The 18,486-nt window shown below is 35.1% G+C and carries 15 protein-coding genes; 4 read left to right on the top strand and 11 right to left on the bottom strand.

Features of this window, described 5'->3' with window-relative positions:
• Positions 1-72 precede the first annotated feature (72 nt).
• Genes GQR56_RS14845 through tagH form a run of 7 tightly spaced genes read right to left on the bottom strand, consistent with a single transcriptional unit; the run spans position 73 to position 9,496 of the window.
• Positions 73-870, bottom strand: coding sequence for a protein phosphatase 2C domain-containing protein (locus GQR56_RS14845; RefSeq protein WP_206018187.1), 798 nt, complete (start codon positions 868-870; stop codon positions 73-75).
• Complete coding sequence (gene tagF, locus GQR56_RS14850) at positions 863-1,594, bottom strand: type VI secretion system-associated protein TagF (RefSeq protein WP_166112880.1); 732 nt, start codon at positions 1,592-1,594, stop codon at positions 863-865. The genes GQR56_RS14845 and tagF overlap by 8 nt, the downstream gene beginning before the upstream one ends.
• A complete protein-coding gene (gene tssM, locus GQR56_RS14855) occupies positions 1,576-5,085 on the bottom strand; it encodes a type VI secretion system membrane subunit TssM (protein ID WP_166112883.1) in 3,510 nt (1,169 codons plus the stop codon). The genes tagF and tssM overlap by 19 nt, the downstream gene beginning before the upstream one ends.
• Positions 5,086-5,092: 7 nt before the next feature.
• Entirely contained in the window at positions 5,093-6,376 is a 1,284-nt protein-coding gene (gene tssL / locus GQR56_RS14860; RefSeq protein WP_166112886.1) for a type VI secretion system protein TssL, long form, read from the bottom strand.
• 21 nt (positions 6,377-6,397) lie between these two features.
• The gene (gene tssK / locus GQR56_RS14865) at positions 6,398-7,726 is read right to left on the bottom strand and encodes a type VI secretion system baseplate subunit TssK (RefSeq protein WP_166112889.1); all 1,329 of its coding nucleotides are present in this window, start codon (positions 7,724-7,726) and stop codon (positions 6,398-6,400) included.
• A 13-nt stretch (positions 7,727-7,739) separates the two neighbouring features.
• Positions 7,740-8,204, bottom strand: a complete 465-nt coding sequence (gene tssJ / locus GQR56_RS14870; protein ID WP_166112892.1) for a type VI secretion system lipoprotein TssJ — start codon at positions 8,202-8,204, stop codon at positions 7,740-7,742.
• A 14-nt stretch (positions 8,205-8,218) separates the two neighbouring features.
• Positions 8,219-9,496, bottom strand: a complete 1,278-nt coding sequence (gene tagH / locus GQR56_RS14875) for a type VI secretion system-associated FHA domain protein TagH (protein ID WP_166112912.1) — start codon at positions 9,494-9,496, stop codon at positions 8,219-8,221.
• A 561-nt stretch (positions 9,497-10,057) separates the two neighbouring features.
• On the opposite strand from tagH, the gene GQR56_RS14880 reads away from it, so the two are divergent.
• Both GQR56_RS14880 and GQR56_RS14885 read left to right on the top strand, forming a co-directional pair.
• Entirely contained in the window at positions 10,058-12,028 is a 1,971-nt protein-coding gene (locus tag GQR56_RS14880; protein ID WP_166112915.1) for a serine/threonine-protein kinase, read from the top strand.
• 251 nt (positions 12,029-12,279) lie between these two features.
• Positions 12,280-12,636: a PEGA domain-containing protein gene (locus tag GQR56_RS14885; RefSeq protein WP_166112918.1), complete on the top strand. Its 357-nt coding sequence runs from the start codon at positions 12,280-12,282 to the stop codon at positions 12,634-12,636.
• Between the two features lie 46 nt (positions 12,637-12,682).
• Here the strand turns inward: GQR56_RS14885 and GQR56_RS14890 are convergent, their stop codons facing one another.
• Positions 12,683-13,051: a DUF1294 domain-containing protein gene (locus tag GQR56_RS14890; protein ID WP_024609713.1), complete on the bottom strand. Its 369-nt coding sequence runs from the start codon at positions 13,049-13,051 to the stop codon at positions 12,683-12,685.
• Positions 13,052-13,106: 55 nt separating this feature from the next.
• Here GQR56_RS14890 and GQR56_RS14895 point away from each other — a divergent pair, with 55 nt between their 5' ends.
• Positions 13,107-13,643, top strand: coding sequence for a hypothetical protein (locus GQR56_RS14895; protein ID WP_024609714.1), 537 nt, complete (start codon positions 13,107-13,109; stop codon positions 13,641-13,643).
• A 68-nt stretch (positions 13,644-13,711) separates the two neighbouring features.
• Here the strand turns inward: GQR56_RS14895 and GQR56_RS14900 are convergent, their stop codons facing one another.
• Complete coding sequence (locus GQR56_RS14900; protein WP_024609715.1) at positions 13,712-14,254, bottom strand: carboxymuconolactone decarboxylase family protein; 543 nt, start codon at positions 14,252-14,254, stop codon at positions 13,712-13,714.
• Between the two features lie 113 nt (positions 14,255-14,367).
• Between GQR56_RS14900 and GQR56_RS14905 the strand changes: the two genes are divergently transcribed.
• Positions 14,368-14,952, top strand: coding sequence for a TetR/AcrR family transcriptional regulator (locus tag GQR56_RS14905; RefSeq protein WP_024609716.1), 585 nt, complete (start codon positions 14,368-14,370; stop codon positions 14,950-14,952).
• An 85-nt stretch (positions 14,953-15,037) separates the two neighbouring features.
• On the opposite strand, the gene GQR56_RS14910 is transcribed toward GQR56_RS14905, so the two are convergent.
• Together GQR56_RS14910 and arsJ are read right to left on the bottom strand one after the other, a co-directional pair.
• On the bottom strand, positions 15,038-17,158 hold the full coding sequence (locus tag GQR56_RS14910) for a methyl-accepting chemotaxis protein (RefSeq protein WP_166112921.1): 2,121 nt from the start codon (positions 17,156-17,158) through the stop codon (positions 15,038-15,040).
• 104 nt (positions 17,159-17,262) lie between these two features.
• Positions 17,263-18,480, bottom strand: a complete 1,218-nt coding sequence (arsJ, locus tag GQR56_RS14915; protein WP_166112924.1) for an organoarsenical effux MFS transporter ArsJ — start codon at positions 18,478-18,480, stop codon at positions 17,263-17,265.
• Between the last annotated feature and the right edge of the window lie 6 nt (positions 18,481-18,486).

Below are 18,486 nucleotides of genomic sequence, written 5' to 3' on the forward strand. Positions count from 1 at the left end.
CCTAGTTACAATTCTGTTTATTCAAAATATATTCGATTATATAGTCTTATATAATCGAATATAAATAATAGTTTACTGTTTAGTAAATAAGGGAATAGTAGCTTCGTCTTTTAAATTAAATACTTCGTGATTATCATCATTTAATATTTCATCGTACCGAACTAATATGCAAGTAACATTATCTCTTGCTCCACGAACTAAAGAAGAATGCATAAGTGCCATACCAGAATCGATTATACTTTTTGGTTCTAGTGCTAAACAGATATCTTGATCTGATAACTCGCCAGTTAAACCATCTGAGCACAATAAGAAAATATCACCAGCATGAATATCGCCTTTGATAAGGTCAACCTGCACTTCATCAACAACACCAACAGCACGAGTTATAACATTAGATAGAGGATGATTTTTAGCATCTTCAGCTGAAATTATACCTTCATCGATTAAATCATTCACTTGGCTATGATCTCTTGATATTTGCTCAAGAATACCGTTTCTCAATAAGTAAGCTCGGCTGTCACCAACCCATAAAATATAATATTTATCGTCTTTTATAAAAAGCGTCGTGACCGTGCTTCCTGCCGTTTTATTATCAAGATATTGGGCACTATAATCATTAAGCTGTTTATTAGCATCTTCTATCGCTTCAATAATATGTATATGGCTGAGCTCATTTACCGAAAAATCTTGTGCCTTTGCTCTAACAACATCTACAACTAATTGGCTTGCCACTTCGCCTGCTTCATGACCGCCCATACCATCAGCTACAATCCATAGGTTATGGCTATTAACTTCTGCATGCGCATCTTCATTTAGCTGCCTAACAGCACCTCTATGAGTAATTGCATAACTTGAGCTTGATTTACTCATCACTGTCTCTTACCTGTGTCAGATTCCATTCCCAATGCTTCCAGCGTCCATCTAACATTGCTGCGACTTGATTTACTGGAGGTAATGACGATGATATAAGTACCATCGGTTTAATATTGCACGACCCGTGTGTCCACCAAATGCTGTAGTTACCATACTTTTTATATAACATGGTATGCATTGCTTCTTGCAAGATATTACCTTGCAATTCGGTACCAGAGAATTCAAATGCTTCTCCATCCTTCGCTTTATCAGCAGAGCTATGATGAATGAACTGCTTTTTATCTAACGCTTTTACATTTATTGCTTTAGCTACTTCCTTTCTCCAAGAGAAAAGGTCTATTGAGCTATCGAGCACTTTTAATACAACATCTTCATAATCTAAAGAGAGCACTCCAGAATGAAGAATATCTGTAGGAAGACTCTCTGTAGTACAAAGTACAGTAAACGGATAATGTCGACCAACTGCATCAACACTGGGCAAAAGAGTACCCATTACACCTTTTTCGCCTATTATATTTGGGCTTAGTGCAAAGTGCCAAACAGGGCTTGTTAAGTATTTATCTTTCCATACTTCCCCTATTTGCTCTTTACTAACAGCAATAGCTGCTTGCAGCCATTGCTCCCAATGTTCAGAAAAATCTTTAGAAATGTTATCTTGCACAAAGTCACCTAAACTAGGGACTTTGCCAAGATAACCAATATTTATAATCGGGTCGGACATGAAAACTTCTCTACACTCGTGTTCCAAAATGGATGCCTGATTGATTTAGGCAATAATTCTATCTCCGCGTTACTTCCCATTAATGAGAAGTGAAGTTCTAAGTCTTCACGTGTTTTACTTCTTTTTTCACTTAATTCATCAAGCATACGATAAAAAGACCACTCACCCTCGTACGTTGTATTAATTGAACGCCCTCCGTTAGGAGGTGTGAAAATCACTCGTGTTTTTGGCTGATTATTAGGGTTAGGCCAAACAAAATTAATTATTTTTGGAGGACCATGGCGGTAAATCAGTTGCTGATCATCAACAACGATTTGAATACTCGAGACATTTTTATCTAACCTTTTTGCACGCAGTCCAAATTCAATTTTTGGTGTTTCACTGCCGCCATCAAAGAAAGCCGTTTTGATTCTATATGCATGTTCAAACATTATTAAAGTTCGGTCACTGATACCAATATCTTTTTCAAACTTCCAAGGGCTTGAGCTTGTATCAACACTTGGTGCAACGTAAGTATTAAAAAAGCTGTCTATTGTTCCATCTGGTCCAAAAAATCTAGCGAAATCTTTCATGCTAACTTCTTTAACTGCGTTAGGAGAGAATGGATACCTACCCACAATTGCCGCATTATATTCTCGTAGTACTTGGCTCTTCCATATTTCATTTAAGTGTCTGTTTGCACTATTTTTAGTGATATTAGAAGTATCTCTACTTATATCAAGCAACCAGCTGTTAAATGGGTATGGTAGATCCTTACTTTGATACTCCAATTGTCGAATAAAGCTCGGTTTACTTTTACCGTTTATTTGATCTTCAATTGACGTTCTTAGTTGATCACCTCTATCCAGCTTAGTTAAATAAATATTAAGCTCTCTTAGATTTTTTTGAATACCATCTAATTGCTCTGCGTCAATATTTATAACATCTTCAAATGCTTCCTCTACTTGATGTCCTGGTAATTTGATATCAAAGCTAGGAGCCTCTGAAGGCAAAAACCTTTTTATTCGATTAGATTTAGTCTGCATTGCTATTTCAGCTGCGTTTGCCGCTACTTTACCTGCCGCTTTTTGATTTTCGGATACTGGTAACTGTGTAAGCTGAACATTTTTTTGAACTGCATTAATAATATTTTTAATAGGAGTTTCAGAGCCTGATAGCACGTCAGTTATGCGTACACCTTCACTCGGTGAGCTATATTGATTTAAACTTAAATCATCTAAGAATGACTGCCAATAAAAAATATAATCTTGAAAGTAACGCTGCTCTAGCTTTTTCTCTATATCATCTTTTGATATATCATAAGTCCCTGAAGCTTCTTCTCCGTATACCCAGCTGCTATCCATCAAGTTACCTAACATCTTACTTTTTTCAATATTGAAAATGCCGTGAAAACCATTAAACGTATAAAGCCCAGGAATACTTCTTGTTAAATCACCATTATTACGAAAAGTAAACTTTTGAGCACTTTCAAAACTGATAATGTCAGTTAATCTAAATGGAGGGATACTACTATCAAGAAAATCAGCTTGTAATCTTTGATATGCACGCTCAGCAATAGGTAGCTTTGTAAGTTCAGAACGAGCTATTCTTACAGCCTGATCATCTACTTCAACCTGATTAACACCATTGTCTAATAATGTGTCTATATGGCTCATTAACTCATTTCTGGTTTGTGTATTTTTATCACCAGGTAGGTTTCTTTCTAAATAAGCTCCAAACCATACAATAATGTCTTCTTTTTCAAAGTATTCAGGTTGAAAAAGCATTAAATAACATTTTAAAGTTTCGTATAAATAACTTAAATGATCTGGATGTATTTCCATTTCTTTAATTAGTGTATTTGCAATAAATGGTTCTAAATAAGTTTGCAATGAACGACTATATACATCTACAGATGCTTCTCTTATTTCATTTAACTTATCAAAACCAAGTGCAGATGATTCATCTTCACTAACAAGCTTTGTTTTACTCGCGGGTAGGTTTCTGAGTGCATTTAATCTATCGTTGAGTACCAGTAAGTTATTGCTATCAAATGAAGCTGTATCTAGTTCTTGATAAACCGTCACCGCATCATTAGTTGACTCTATAAGCTTACTATTCCACGCAAAACTAAAATACCAAGAAACAGAAAATACAACTAAGCCAATACTTGCAAGCGATATACAACCAATTCTAAACCACTTATTTTGCTTATCATGATGCTTGTTAGTACTTGCTAAGTTTTGTTCTGGAAAAATAACACTTTCTAAAACGTTTTTTATGAAAAAGCTTTTTGATTGGTTAATATAATCTGACTTACCCGATTTTCCATCATTGAGAAAGCTAGAAGGTGTTCCCTCTTGAGTTGCACTTGTTAAATAAACGCCCCTAAAAATAGGTAACTCTTCGTAAGCATTAGGTGTAAATATTTCTTTTAAAAATGCATAGCCTACACCTTGTAAGACTCTTAACTGTCTCGGGAATTCAAAAATCTTAGCGCGTATTACTTCATCTCGCTCGTTAATTAGTCTGCGATTTAACATCTCAGTTAACTTTGAAATTAAAGTGTGAAATTCTTTATTAAAAGCTTCAACCTGATTGTCTTTGTCTAAATCCAGCTGAAAAGTTACACCCCAAACTTGCTCGCATTCTTCTTCTGTTAACTCACCAAAAAACTCTCTAAAACCTTCAATTAAATCTACTTTAGAGAAAATAACATACACTGGGAATGTCATACCGAGCTGATTTTGAAGCTCTTGAAGACGCTGTTTAATAGCCCGAGCATGTAAGTTTCTTTCGGTTTTAGTTTGGTTCATCAATTCAGAGATGCCCATACTTATCATTACACCGTTAATCGGTCTAAGTGGACGGTACTTTCTAAGTAATCCTAAAAAGCCTTCCCAAGCACGAGAGTCATGTTTTGCATGGCTGCTTTGCGTTGTATATCTGCCTGCAGTGTCAATTAACACTGCTTTATTAGTAAACCACCAATCACAGTTACGCGTACCGCCTACACCATGTACTAAATCTACCCCTAACTTATCTTTAAGCGGATAGTCTAAACCTGAGTTGTGTATAACGGTTGTTTTACCTGCACCAGGCGGACCAATCATGATATACCATGGCAATTGGTAAATATTTTTACCTTTGAATAGCTTTACATCTTTTAGCAAGTCAATGGCTTCGCTCATTCTTGCTTTTAAAGTGGTTATTTCCTCGTTAACTTCATTGCTATTTGAACTTTCATTATCGATTAGTTCATCAGCCATTTTTTCATCTCTTTTGCTTTGTTGCACAAGACGATAAATTTTTGTCACAGAAAAAATGAGTAATATCAATAATATTGTAAGAAACCTATAAGCAACTCCCTCTAGAGGAACATACCCAGCAATAGCAATTAAAGGACCACCAAACCAAATAAGTAGCGATAAAGCAATAAACCCGATAATTAGCATTGCTGTTCGAGATGTTAGAGCATATTTTATTTTTGTAAATTTTTGCGAGAAACTCATGTCAACCTCATTTAAATAATAAATCAATTTCAATTCTTCGGTTTAACGACCGAGAAGCTGAATCAGAATTGCTGACAATAGGTTCTGCCGCGCCTTTACCTTCAGGCCATAAACGCCCACTTAAATGTGTACTTTTTGCCATTGAGTTTGCAACTTGTGTAGCTCTTGCTAATGATAAGTGCCAATTTGAAGGATATTTTGCGGTGCTAATTGGGCTATCGTCCGTGTGACCTGTAATTAAAATTCGTCCTTTAGTGCCTTCTAAACTTAATGCTAACTTTTCGAGGATTGGTTGAAATGAAGGTAATAATGTTGATTCCCCCGGATTAAACAAGCTTTCATTGCTAATAGAAATTCGGATGCGATCATTATTTTTAGTAATAGCCACAATACCCATTTGAATCTCTGTCTGCATAAGCTGCTCTAGCACTAACAGTTGATTATTTTTAGTATCTATAGTTTGTTCTTTTGCCAGCGGGTGAATAGCAGATAGTCTTTCATTAATTTCAAAAACTTCGTTGTTAAGTCTCATATTAATGAAAAGGTATACGGCTAATAATATTAAACCTAAAACAGAAAAAATAACCCATAATGGCACTTGATTTCTTAATTCAACGCCGGCTGCAACTCGCTCTTTCCAATTTGGTGATAGTTTATTATTTATTGGACCATCTAATTGATTAAGTAAATGATATAGTTGAGATCTATACTCTTCAACTTTACTACTTCCGGTAGAATCAAGTCTGTATTTACCTTTAAAGCCCAAATTAAAACAATGGTATTGTAGCTCTAAAAACTGTTTGTTTTTTTCAGGTTGACCAAGGGCACTATCAAGTAAAGTATAAAAATATTCACCGCCAAACGTTTCTTTATGAAATGTAGAAAGTAAACTTTCATCAGCCCATTCCATTGAACTCCATGATGAGTTTAGTACTGACTCATCTAAAATCGCACATAAACAATAGCGAGAATTATTAATAATATCTTTTGATAAACCTTGATTTCTAACTTCACCTTCAAAACGTTTTATAGCTTCAACACAGCGGTGCTTCAATGCGGCTAAATTACTCATTTCTGTTGATTGATTAATAGAAATAACAAGCGAAAAACAATCTGTAGCAGCTTCCATTAAAGGATTTTTAAATATAGAAACCTTAGAGTTTTCTGGTAATTTAGTAGAAGGCGACTCAACCGACATTACTGTCTTGTCGGCATTATTATCTGCACTTGTTTTTTGTGAGGCTTCACGCCCTAATCGACCAGGGCGTGGTTTGATAATGGTTTCATCCATTGAAACTCTTCCTTATTAAAGTTAAGTTCTAATAGCCCAAAGGCTTAGTTGCAACTCAGGGTAATTACCTGAAATGTGAAGTGCTATACCTCCACTTGAGCGTAACTTATCCCAGTGTTCTCCATGCATATTTAGCTCAAAATAATGAAAGCCTGCATGGTAAGGTATTTGCCTTGGTGCCGTAGGTAAGTTACTAATTGTAATACCTGGTATTTGATTATTAACAAGGTCTCGAATCGTTTCAACGCTACCAATTTTTATTTGTGAAGGCAGAATTTTACGTAACTCTTCATGTGGCACGCTTGCTTTAATAGCTAAAACAAACTGGGCAGCACTTAGGATTGATTTATCTTTCAATGCACCAAACGAAATACCAAACTTGCTTTGCTCGAGTTTTATTTCTGTTGCGGTTTGTTCTATTACGTGGCTTAGCGATTGATATAAAAAGCTAACTATTTCACTAAATACACCGCCTAAGTTTAAATGGTCGTATTTAGGTAAAGTTGGAACTCTTTTATTAACCGTACTGAATGTTGCAAGCTCACCCGCTAGTTCAATCAATCGAGTGTATAAGGTTGTTGGGTGTATATTACTTGCAGATAATAGGTTTTCAAAAACAGCATCGTATTTATTTAGTGTTTGAAGCATTATGAAGTCAGCGACTGAAGTACTACCGGCATATCCTTGACATAATCTTACCGCGATATTTTCAGCGCGCTGTTTAATCATTGAACCAATTTCTCTTACAAGACTAGATAATGGTTTGTTTAACCCAACTTTTAGACAAGGAGGTATATATTTACTGTCTAACTTAATCGCGCCTTCACTCGATACCTCAATTATTCTAGCTAATGGAAGTACTATATATCCAGAATGGTCATCTGATGAAAGCATAAGTTTGCCATGTACTTTAGCAACTTGAATAATTTCTTGAGATTGGCTACCTAACAAGTCATCGCTTACAGTTAAATCATGTAATTTATAACGAGTTACTGATTTATCTTCTGCATCAGAAAGGTTTACTCCACTATTTTTCAAAGCCGGAATAGCAAGATAAATAACTTGATCGTAAACATCTTTGCTAACAATTAAAGGCTCTGGTAAAGCCGTCGATTGAGGCATTTCTATAGGAAATAAATCAGGCGTAATAGCGAATAATGATTCAACAGCAAATTGACCTGTACTTAACAATTCTGTATCTATGCTTAAATCAACCACTCCCCAAGGTGAAACAAGGTTGCTATTGCAAACTTGTTTAATCACATTGGAGATATGCTTATCTGATTGTTGAAAGTGTTGCGGCCTTAAAAACATTCCTTCAGTCCAAGCAACACGAGTGTTATCACTCATTTTATAAATCCTTTTATTTTTCTCTCATGTATGTAGCTATAGCTTCAACATTCACGTCAATATCATCATACCCAGTAGGATCGACCTCAATTACGGCTCTCCATCTGGCTTGGTCTATATTCCTATAGGCTACAACAACTCCAACATAGCGAGTATTACGATTTAAACTCATTTTATAGTTTTGAATAGTACTTGGCTGTAATTCTAGTTCATCTTTTTTTAATAAATCAGGCCCAAGTAATTGTTCAGGATTATCGTATAAGCTGAAAAAATCTTGAGTGTCAAAAATTGCTCTTGAGCTCAGTTCAAATATTTTCATTACGACAGGAGAAGGTCTTCCAGATATATCTGGATTTACATCTTTAGACACATTTATCGCTAAATCTGTTGAAGGTGGAACAAACCGATTAACCGTTTCACAACCTAACACTAAAAATAGTAAACTAAAACTCAGTAAATAGAGCCTGATTTTATACATTAATTTGATCCTTTCTAATCTATTTCTTTAACTTTATCATTATATGCTTTCAAAAAGTCATCAGACATAGCCATAGCGCCTTTTGAGTTTATTTCTTGATAAAGATCATTGTGTAATTGTTGGTATAATTTCCAAGATTTAGCTTCTATTTGCCCAGGAATTATTCTTAGTACGCTAGTCGTATCAGTAGCCTGCTGGTTAATATGAGTGGGAGATACCTGTTCTAACAATCCTTTTAATGTACCGGTTGCACCTGCTATCAAAGCATGTTCATGTTTTCGTGTATCAGCAAAGCTTTCTTTAATCGATTCTTCAGAATTCAAAAAGCTTGCACTATTTCTAATGAATAGATTCTGAATAACATCATCTATACTTGCAGAAAACTTTAATGGATTATTCTGTTTTGTTTGAAACATTGTATGATTTAGTCGCAACTGACTTTTAACTGTTGCTCTTTGACGCAGCGATTCCATAACGCCAGTGAGTAACAAATTTAGGCTTTGCCCCATCTCAAACCAAAGTTCTTCATCGTCTAGCGTGTTTTGTAACTCTTGGTTTACCCCTAAGCCTTTTAAAAAGGCCTCAGATAAATTTGAACTACCTTGCTTAACAATCTTGGGAGTTGAATTAGTTTTTTGCTTATTTGATACAACTTTATTTGGGCTAGAAACCTTTGGAGGTTGAACGCTTTCTACCCTAGGAGTTGGAGCTATTTCAGGTGCAGATATTATTTCAGGTGCAGGATCGCTATTCATTAGACTAGAAAGATCATCCCAATCTTCAGGTATTTTATCAACTGAATTAGAGAATGACTCTTGCACCATAGAAATTTCAGGCATTGATTCATCCAAAATAGATTCGTTCAAGAAGTCCTGAGGTTGTGAGAATGATTTAACTGGTTTATCTTGCACTCTGCTGCTTTCAAAGTCAGGCTTTGAATAAGCAGGTACATCATTTGCAAAGCTTGATTGCAGCTCTTCTAGCTTCACTGAAATTTGAAAGTCGCCAACAGTTAGTACATCTTCATTAGCTAAACGATGTTTATTACCTTCACCTAATGGCGCAACCGCAAAATTTACAAAAATACCATTCGTTGAATTATCATAAAGATAAAAAGCATCACCTTCTTTTTTAATATTGCCATGCTTACTGGATATAATTTTTTCAGGGTCTGGTAGATGCCAATCGCATGATTCAGAACGACCAAAAATTAAGTTTTCTTGTATTTTTTTTGAAGCTTCAATTTCAGGTGAGAGTCTATGATAACTGGTTATATTTAGTATCAGTTCCATTTGATAAGTTAGTCCCATAAATCTGTAGTGTTGCTAGGATAAATGAGAAGCGAAACTATTGTCAACATTGAAATTAATATATAAAAAATATACTTGTCATTAAGATAAATAAACGCACTTTTTAAAGTGGCTATTATTGAAGTTTTTATTGCTGAAATTTTATTATCGTCTTTATATGTAATATGCAAAAAGTAGTAAAATAGAAATAAAAATTCTATCTACACCTTTTTTCTTTATCTCATATAATTTGCTTTATCTTTTTTCGGTTAATTTAAAACCTCAAATCAACATAAACATACAAAACAATAGCTTATAAATACTAAAACTCAACTTAACCATATAAAATGATGCGAACCAATATATACAAAAATACACCTATAAATAGAAATATGACCTATTAACTAGCTCTATTAAGGCTATATAAAGTTTATTGCTGATTGAAACATTGCTAAGACGAGATAATTTTGTAAAAATGTATGTCAATATCAGAGGGAAGATTGATACTAGTGTAAAATATTTAACACCTCGATTATTCAATTAAACACAATAAAAGGATTTATAATGAGCAGTATAAATAACAATAATGATAAAACTCAAATTGCTTCCCTTGATACTAAGCACAAAACAGCCGCAAGAAAAACCCAATTAAATTTACTTGGTAAAACAATCTCTGGTCGATATTTAATAGAAGAGCTTATTGGTCAAGGTGGCATGAGCTATATTTATCGAGCTCGCGATACTTTTTTAGAAAACGCGAGTAGACCCGAAGCCTTTGTTGCAATTAAAATTTTACTTGAAGAGTTTTCTCATTCAGAAGAGGCTATTGCGCTGCTAAAAGATGAAGCAGTTAAAACTCAGCAATTAGCTCATCCTAATATTGTAAAAGTTTACTCAGCTGACTCTGATGGTGATTTGTTTTATGTCACTATGGAGTGGGTTGAAGGCGAAACACTAGAACAAATAATAAAGCGTAACAAACCAAATGGAATGGTTTATAAAAAAGCAAAAGTGATTTTAGAGCAACTTGCTGATGCACTTATATACGCACATAACCAAGGTGTTATACATAATGATCTCAAGCCTTCTAATGTTATTTTAAACTCTAATGGTGAGTTAAAAGTTTTAGATTTTGGTATAGCAAAGCAAAAAAGTAATGACGATAAGTATGCTGTAAATGATGCAAATAGTACTGATTCTATTGGTGGTTATACTCCAACTTACGCCAGCCCTGAACAATTAAAAGGTAACAAAGCGTCAATTAAAGACGATATATTTTCATATGCGTGTATTGCTTATGAATTATTAAGTAGTAAGCATCCATTTAATAGAATTGCTGCTGATAAATTACCTCAAAATAACGTCGTTAAACGCCCTAGCCATTGCCCTTTATGGTTATGGAAAGATGTTAAAAAAGCGTTATCTCTTAGTGCAGCACAAAGACCTAAAAATTTAGAAAACATCTATAAGTCTTACAATACAAACTTCAAGCCGGCAATTGCAATTGCAATAACATCTATAGCCGTCGCCTTTTTAGCTGGTCAATATCACACATCGACCACAAGCGATTTGAAGCAATTAGAAGCTAAACTCGATAATGCATTAGCTATTAATCAGCAAGTAGAAACTTGGATGTCGTGGCAGGGTCCGTCAATAATTGGTCAACTAAGTGAAATTCCTCCTCAATATAACGTCCTAAAACAAGGTCTATTAAGAGTAAATCAACCTAACATTTTAGAAAACTTTGAGTCTGAGGCAAATAAATTCAACGGAAATGGCAGCGAGTTCAAAGACTTTGATAAAACTATTACTATTTATAATAAAGCACTAGATTATTACCCTGACTCAGAAAAGCTGTCAATACAGCTTGAAAGTGTACTAAGGGAGCGTCAGTCTATTATTTCAGATATAACGTCAAGAATAGACTTACTACTAGAGCAATCACGTTACAGTGAAGAAGGTCAAAATAATATTACTGAACTTGTTTCAGATTTAAAAACGGTAGATAGTAATTATGTATATCAGCCATCAGAAGTGCACCTAGAAAACTTCCAGGCAGCTTTGAACACAGCAATAGAAAATGATGACGTTAATTCTCAACAAAGCTTACTTAATGTTGGAAAAGTTGTGTTTGCCAATAATAAAAAAGCTGGCGAGCTTATAGCTGACTTATTAAAAAGAGAATCAGCTATTAATGCCTTAACAACTTATAATAAAAAGTTGGAGATGGGTGAACAAGTCGTTTTTCCGACTCAAGCGGCTATTGTATTTTATCAACCAAGATTTACTCGTTACGAAGAAAAGCTTGACGAAATAACAGATTATAAAGACCTCTTAGAGTTTGAAGAATTAGTAAACTCGCAATCAGATGAATTGCCTGAAAACTTCTCTCCTCTTCTATCTCTAAAAAAAGAGTTATCTAAACGCTATATCACTATGGCAAATAATTTAATGAAAAAAAGAATGTACAAAACAGCTGAGCAATTAGTTGAAAGAAGCGAGGCTATTACTAAATCTTTAGATAATATTTTGTAATCTAGTAATTAACTATTTATACGACAATATATGAATGATGCTTATTGGTTTTATTTTATTATTTAGCCAATAAACTCATTTATATTCCAAATAAAACTTACGGCGTTTGAACATATACTGAATACATATTAAACTACGAATCGTTTTTTATTAAAACAAAGGTCAAGGATGGATAGTTAGGCTTATCTTCATACACAAACCTCCATGATTTTTGCAACCTTTACATTTTTGATGACTTTTATGGAGAATTTATGAAAAGATTAAGCTCAATAGTGGCTATATTATTGTTAAGCGGTTGTTCTACAACTTCTAGTGTTGAAAAACAGCAACCTGTTGAAGAAGCCGTTGCTGCTGAATCTGCTGCTGAAACAAGTGAAGCAAATGCACCAATTTCATTAACGGTTATTACGACTCCAGCTGATGCTCGCGTACGTATTATGAATATAGCGCCTGTATATAAAGCTGCAATAGAACTAGATGCAGGTAAATACGATGTTGAAGTAAGTAAAAAAGGCTACGATACATATAGAAAATGGATCTCAGTTGATAAAAAAACAATCTTAACAATTCAACTAACTAAAAAAGAAGAAAGCCAAGCAGCTCAATAAGTTACTTAGCTCTATTTAAAATATGCCTTTTATTTATAAAGGCATATTAATTCCTTACTAAAAGTACATACCCTAAAAACCCGATCACACTCAAATTAATTAATATACAAACCCACAGTACAATTATAAACCGTTGTTTTTGCGATTTATGACGCAATAATTGCTGAGCTATTAATGCACCAGGCCACCCACCAAAAAGCGCGAATAACTGTAATGTACGCTCTGATATTCGATTTACTTTTTTGTGTGTTGATTGTTTGGCTTTACGTTTATCCCATGCATATATTAAAAATGTTAAAGCGCTCAATCCACTTACATAGCTTGGTACATAAATAGATGTGTAGTGCGTTAAATAAGCTAACCATAAGATGCCTATAAAGACACTCGCAAATATTATTAATATTTTCTTTATCAATTAATTATCGCCTATACTAGAAATTACAAAACACTAAAATAAAAAGAGCTAAATTATGACATATTTTAAAACGCTATTCTTAGCGTTATGCCTTTGCGCATTTACTAATAGCTATGCCGATCAAAATAACCTGCTACTTGATAAAGAATTAGCCGTGTTTCAACCTTACTTGGGCACTTGGCAGGCTAACTTTAAAGTAGCAGAAAAAAACACAAAGCCAGTTCAAGACATAAGTAAATGGGAGCGAGCGCTTAATGGTAAAGCTATTCGTACTATGCACTCAATTAATGAGGGCGAATATGGTGGCGAATCTACTATTTTTTATGATAGTAAAAAGAAGTCATTAGTTTTTTATTATTTCACTACAGCAGGCTTTTATACGAAAGGCATAATAAAGGTGTTAAGCCCAACTCAGTTTGTAGCTTATGAAGATGTAACGGGCAATAAAGAAGGTATTACTAAAGTTAAGTCGACCAATGATTTAAAAGACGATAAATTTATTGTTTCAACAACTTATCTTAAAAAGGGCGAGTGGACTAAATCCGAAACTCGTACCTACATAAAAAGTACGAAGGCTGTTAAATTTAAATAGCTTTCAGAGCGGTATTTAAAATACAAAAGGCAGCTTAAGCTGCCTTTTGTATTATTAAAGTATGTAAATTATTTTACGAACTTTTTAAATGGTGCATCAACTGGTGTATTTGCAAGGTGGTTTGTGTAATTGCTCATTACTTTTTGAGATAAACCAACAATGATTTCAAGTAGTTGCTGCTTGCCGTAACCTGCTGCAAAGAATTTTTCAATTTGCTCATCGCTAATTACACCACGCTCACGCACCATTGCTAGTGTTGTTTCACGAAGCGTTTCAAGTTTAGGATTTGCTAGTGGTGTTTTATCTACTAGTGAGTCAACAATACCTTGGTCAACGTTCATTGACGCAGCAATTGCGCTATGTGCAGGTACACAGTAATGACATGCGTGCTCAACGTTAATTGATTGCCATACAACTGTTAGCTCTTCTGCATTGAACGATGTTTTTTGGAATAGGTCATGCAGTACTTGATAACCCTTAAGTAATGTTGGTGCTTCAGCCATTACTGCGTGTAAGTTAGGTACCATACCAAATGCAGCTACTGAGTCAGCCATTAGAGATTTTGATTCTTCAGGTGCGTTTTCTGCTGTGTATAAAGTAAATTCTGTCATGTTTAGCTCCAATAAATAATTAGGTTTAAGTAACTTCGAGACACATAATATTTGATTTTGAGCGACTGTTCAAGTTAAAATTGAGCAAATGTTCAAATTAATTGAGAAACAACATGGTTAATAAGGTGAAGTTTGAGCGCGAGACCGTTGTCCGCCTTGCAAGTCAGCTATTTTGGGAGAAGGGTTTTCATGCTACTTCAACGCGTGATCTACAAGATGCTGTAAACATGCGTCCCGGGAGTATCTATTCTGCTTTCGGTTCAAAAGAAGGACTTTATATTGAATCGCTAAAAGACTACACAGTGCAAATGGAAAGCCAAATTAAAGAGTGCCTATCTACATCAGATAGTATTCTTGGTGGTTTACGTGCCTTTGTTGAAGATGTAGTCACAAAAAAAGAAAGTACACCGAGTGCTATTTGTATGTTGGTAAAAGCCAATTGCGAATTTGCCGATAAAGACAGCAATTTATATCAACTAAGTTTAGATTTAGCTGATAAATTTGAAAACTACCTTTCGGTTCTTTTTGAGCAAGCAATTGAAAAGAATGAGTTGAGTAATAATATATCCGCGCAAGAATATGCACGATTTTTTGAAGTTCAATTTACTGGACTACGTGGTTATTTTAACCGCCCAGGTGTGGAGTCATTAGCTCAGCCTATGATCAATCAAATGTTTAAGATCATAAAAAGCTTATAACTGCTTTACCCTCAATTATTTGAATAAAAAAACGGCAGTAATTAAATTACTGCCGTTTTTATTTTATCTGAACATTAAATAAATATTATGTTTTTAATTTATTAAGTTCTGAATCTTGTTTCGCTACTAGTTTGTTAAGCATTTCGCTACTATCACCCGCTTGAGAAGATAAATCAGAAAGCTGTGAAGCCGCATCAGATATAAGCGTCAAGTTACGATTAATCTCTTCAGTTACTAAGCTTTGCTCTTCTGCAGCAGTTGCAATGTGTGTTATTTGATTTGTTATTTCATCAACTTTAACCACCACACTATGCAAGGCATCAAACGCAACAGACGTTTCGTCAACTGCATCTTGAGCTCTTACTACGCCTTTTTCTATTACAGTTGAAGCATTACCAACCTCATGTAATAGGCTATCAATTAACTTACTAATATCATCGGTTGATGAACGAGTTTTAGAAGCAAGTGCCCTTACTTCGTCGGCAACTACTGCAAAGCCCCTACCATGCTCTCCCGCACGCGCAGCTTCAATTGCAGCATTAAGTGCAAGTAAGTTTGTTTGCTCCGAAATAGTACGAATTACATCTAAAATTTGTGTAATATCTTTACTACGCGAGGCAACTTTTTCTACTGCTTGATTTGCTTCTTTAATTTCTTCTGACATAGTCTTAACTTGCGTCATGGCTGACGATAAGCTTGATTCACTGCTAACCACTAAACCATTTATTTCGTCAGCTTGTTGCGCAGATTGCTCTGATGCTCTTGCAACTTCAAGCGCTGTCGCGCTCATTTCGTTCATTGCTGTTACCACACTTTCAATTTCTTGAAATTGCGATTGAACATTATGTTTAGTATCAATTGCTATACTTTGAGCAATTTCACCTTGCTGTTTAGTTTGTTCAGATACATCTTTTAGCTCAGAGATTAAATCACGTAATTTAGTTAAAAATCGATTAAATCCACCAGCTAAAGCAATAAGCTCTGCGTGGCTATCAACGTGTAGTGTATGCGTTAAATCGCCTTCAGAACTTGCAAGGTTATCAACTCTTTGTTGAATTTGTTGTAGCGGCGCTATTACACCTGCAATTACTAATTTCATAACAATAAAGGCGACTACCGCAATAGCTAAACCTGTTATTAAAATAATAAACCCAAGTGACGTTGCCGTTTCTTGCATATTTTTTTCTAGCGCTTGAGGGCCTGCAAGTGCAAGCTCTGTTGGCACTTCAATTATTAATGACCATTGTTTATTGGCTAATTTAATATTTATTGGGTAATTAACGAGGTATTCGTTATTAGTTTTAAAAATACCGCTTTGTCCTTTAGACTTTTCAATATCATTAAATATATTAGAACTAACGGCTTCTTTAATTGGACGCCCTAGCTTATTTTTATAGTGACTACTGCCTACAACTAAACCTAAATCGCTCAATAAGGTTACTTTAGCTTGTCCGTTATATAGTTGTTGAGATAGCTTCTCGGTCAACGCCTGAAAGGTCGGAAGCGTTAAATCAACACCAGCTAAACCAATAAACTGCCCTGATTTCAAAATAGGCACAGTTAAAGAAGTAAGCATAACCGAATCGCCCGACGGTATTTCGTATAGGTAAGGTTCCATAATACAAGGCTTGAGTGTATCTTTAGCGCACAAGTACCACTGAGCTTCGCGAATACCAAACTCATTTAACGTTGTAATGTATTTATCGGCTGCATTAGCTACTTTTTGCTGCTCAATTACACCATTTTGATCGCGAGTAATATAAACTTCTAATGTACCTGCACCATCAACTGAATGCTTAAAACCTTGTTGATATTGAGAATCTTGCCCGTCATAAGCATTAGCCTCAAACTGCGAATAAATAGATGATAAAAGCGTGTTTTGCTCTAAAACAGCGCGATTTATACTTACAACTGCATTTCGATCCAAAGTATTTTGCTTTGCTGAGTCACCAAGTAAAGCGGCTAATGAATATGGAACCCTGTAAGCCTCATTTATAAACCCAGCAATTCTTTCACCATAAACAGCGGCATTGGCATTAAGTTTTTCTTCAACTTCTGCAACAATGTATTCTTCAGACTTGGTCGCTAATTGTTCATTACTTGATGATAATTGCCACCATAATATGCTCGAAAGCACCAGTACTGTTATAAATATACTGCCGACACTAAGCCAGAGTAACTTTTTTGCTAACGATATTTCCCGCATTAAACACACCTTTTGATTAAACTACCGTTACAGTTTAGTAGTTTTTGAAAAGGAAGCTATGAATATCACTAAACTAACTGAATTAAATACAATAAGTTGAATTTTTAATGCTTGGCTAAACGAACAGTTATAATTGAAGCTGCAATTAACAAACACACACTCACCCATAAGCATGCATTAAGTCCGTACATCTGAAAAATCCAACCAGAAAGCACAGTACCAAGCAAGCGCCCTATCGCATTGGCCATATAATAAAAACCAACGTCGAGCGACACACCATCATTTTTAGCAAAACTTACAATTAAGTAACTGTGCAACGACGAGTTTACTGCAAATACGCCACCAAAAATGAATAATCCAATAATGAGTGTAAAGTGTACTGCTATATCAAATTGCATCAGCAATGCCAAAACACCTGTTACACCACTTAATAAAACAACCCACCAATATGCTTTTTTAACGGTATGTAAGTTATTGATGTTTAGCCCTGTAATGCGCGGTGCTTGAGATTGTACTAATCCATAAGCAATAACCCACAAGGCAATAAAACCACTCACCCACCAATGGTCCCAGTTAAACTGAGCAGCTAAATACACAGGTAGTGCCACTACAAACCATACATCGCGTGCAGCAAACAAGCATAAACGCGCGGCACTAAGTAAATTTATTGCGCGGGACTTAGAAAATAACTCTTTAAACTTAGGTTTGCTTTTAGCTTTACCAATATCGCTTTTTAAAAAAATTAAACTAATAATCCAAGCAATACTTAGCAAAGTAATTAAACTCAATAAAGCACCTACAAACCCAAATAACGTAAGTAGCAAGCCGCCTAAAAAAAAGCCCACCCCTTTTAAAGCATTTTTAGACCCTGTAAGTATGGCAATCCATTTATATAATTGGTTTTGCCCATCGTCTCCCTTTGGTACTAAATACTTAATGGCACTTTTTGCGCTCATTTTATTTAAGTCTTTAGCAATACCACTCAGTGCTTGCGCTGCCATAACATAGGCAACGGTTAGCCAATCTCCTGGCACGCAAAGCATGACTAAAGCTACAAGTTGTAGCCCAAGCCCTACATTCATGGTTTTGTTTAACCCTAAATATGCTCCTAGCCATCCACCTACTAAATTGGTGATTACGCCAAAAATTTCATAAAACAAAAACAACATGGCTATTGCAAATGCACCATAACCCAACTGATGAAAATACAGCACCACCAGCATCCTTAGTGCGCCATCAGTAAGGGTAAATGCCCAGTAATTACCGGTAATTATTAAATATTGTTTTATAGAGCTTGGTAAATTAGCTAACTGCGCAAGCATGAATTT

The organism is Pseudoalteromonas sp. Z9A5, from assembly GCF_011378875.1.
In the GTDB taxonomy this organism is placed as follows: domain Bacteria; phylum Pseudomonadota; class Gammaproteobacteria; order Enterobacterales; family Alteromonadaceae; genus Pseudoalteromonas.

Bases quoted from the DNA above. Each gene is read 5' to 3' on its own strand.
- GQR56_RS14845 (WP_206018187.1), bottom strand. From the start codon at position 870: ATGAGTAAATCAAGCTCAAGTTATGCAATTACTCATAGAGGTGCTGTT.
- tagF (WP_166112880.1), bottom strand. From the start codon at position 1,594: ATGTCCGACCCGATTATAAATATTGGTTATCTTGGCAAAGTCCCTAGT.
- tssM (WP_166112883.1), bottom strand. From the start codon at position 5,085: ATGAGTTTCTCGCAAAAATTTACAAAAATAAAATATGCTCTAACATCT.
- tssL (WP_166112886.1), bottom strand. From the start codon at position 6,376: ATGGATGAAACCATTATCAAACCACGCCCTGGTCGATTAGGGCGTGAA.
- tssK (WP_166112889.1), bottom strand. From the start codon at position 7,726: ATGAGTGATAACACTCGTGTTGCTTGGACTGAAGGAATGTTTTTAAGG.
- tssJ (WP_166112892.1), bottom strand. From the start codon at position 8,204: ATGTATAAAATCAGGCTCTATTTACTGAGTTTTAGTTTACTATTTTTA.
- tagH (WP_166112912.1), bottom strand. From the start codon at position 9,496: ATGGAACTGATACTAAATATAACCAGTTATCATAGACTCTCACCTGAA.
- GQR56_RS14880 (WP_166112915.1), top strand. From the start codon at position 10,058: ATGAGCAGTATAAATAACAATAATGATAAAACTCAAATTGCTTCCCTT.
- GQR56_RS14885 (WP_166112918.1), top strand. From the start codon at position 12,280: ATGAAAAGATTAAGCTCAATAGTGGCTATATTATTGTTAAGCGGTTGT.
- GQR56_RS14895 (WP_024609714.1), top strand. From the start codon at position 13,107: ATGACATATTTTAAAACGCTATTCTTAGCGTTATGCCTTTGCGCATTT.
- GQR56_RS14900 (WP_024609715.1), bottom strand. From the start codon at position 14,254: ATGACAGAATTTACTTTATACACAGCAGAAAACGCACCTGAAGAATCA.
- GQR56_RS14905 (WP_024609716.1), top strand. From the start codon at position 14,368: ATGGTTAATAAGGTGAAGTTTGAGCGCGAGACCGTTGTCCGCCTTGCA.
- GQR56_RS14910 (WP_166112921.1), bottom strand. From the start codon at position 17,158: ATGCGGGAAATATCGTTAGCAAAAAAGTTACTCTGGCTTAGTGTCGGC.
- arsJ (WP_166112924.1), bottom strand. From the start codon at position 18,480: ATGCTTGCGCAGTTAGCTAATTTACCAAGCTCTATAAAACAATATTTA.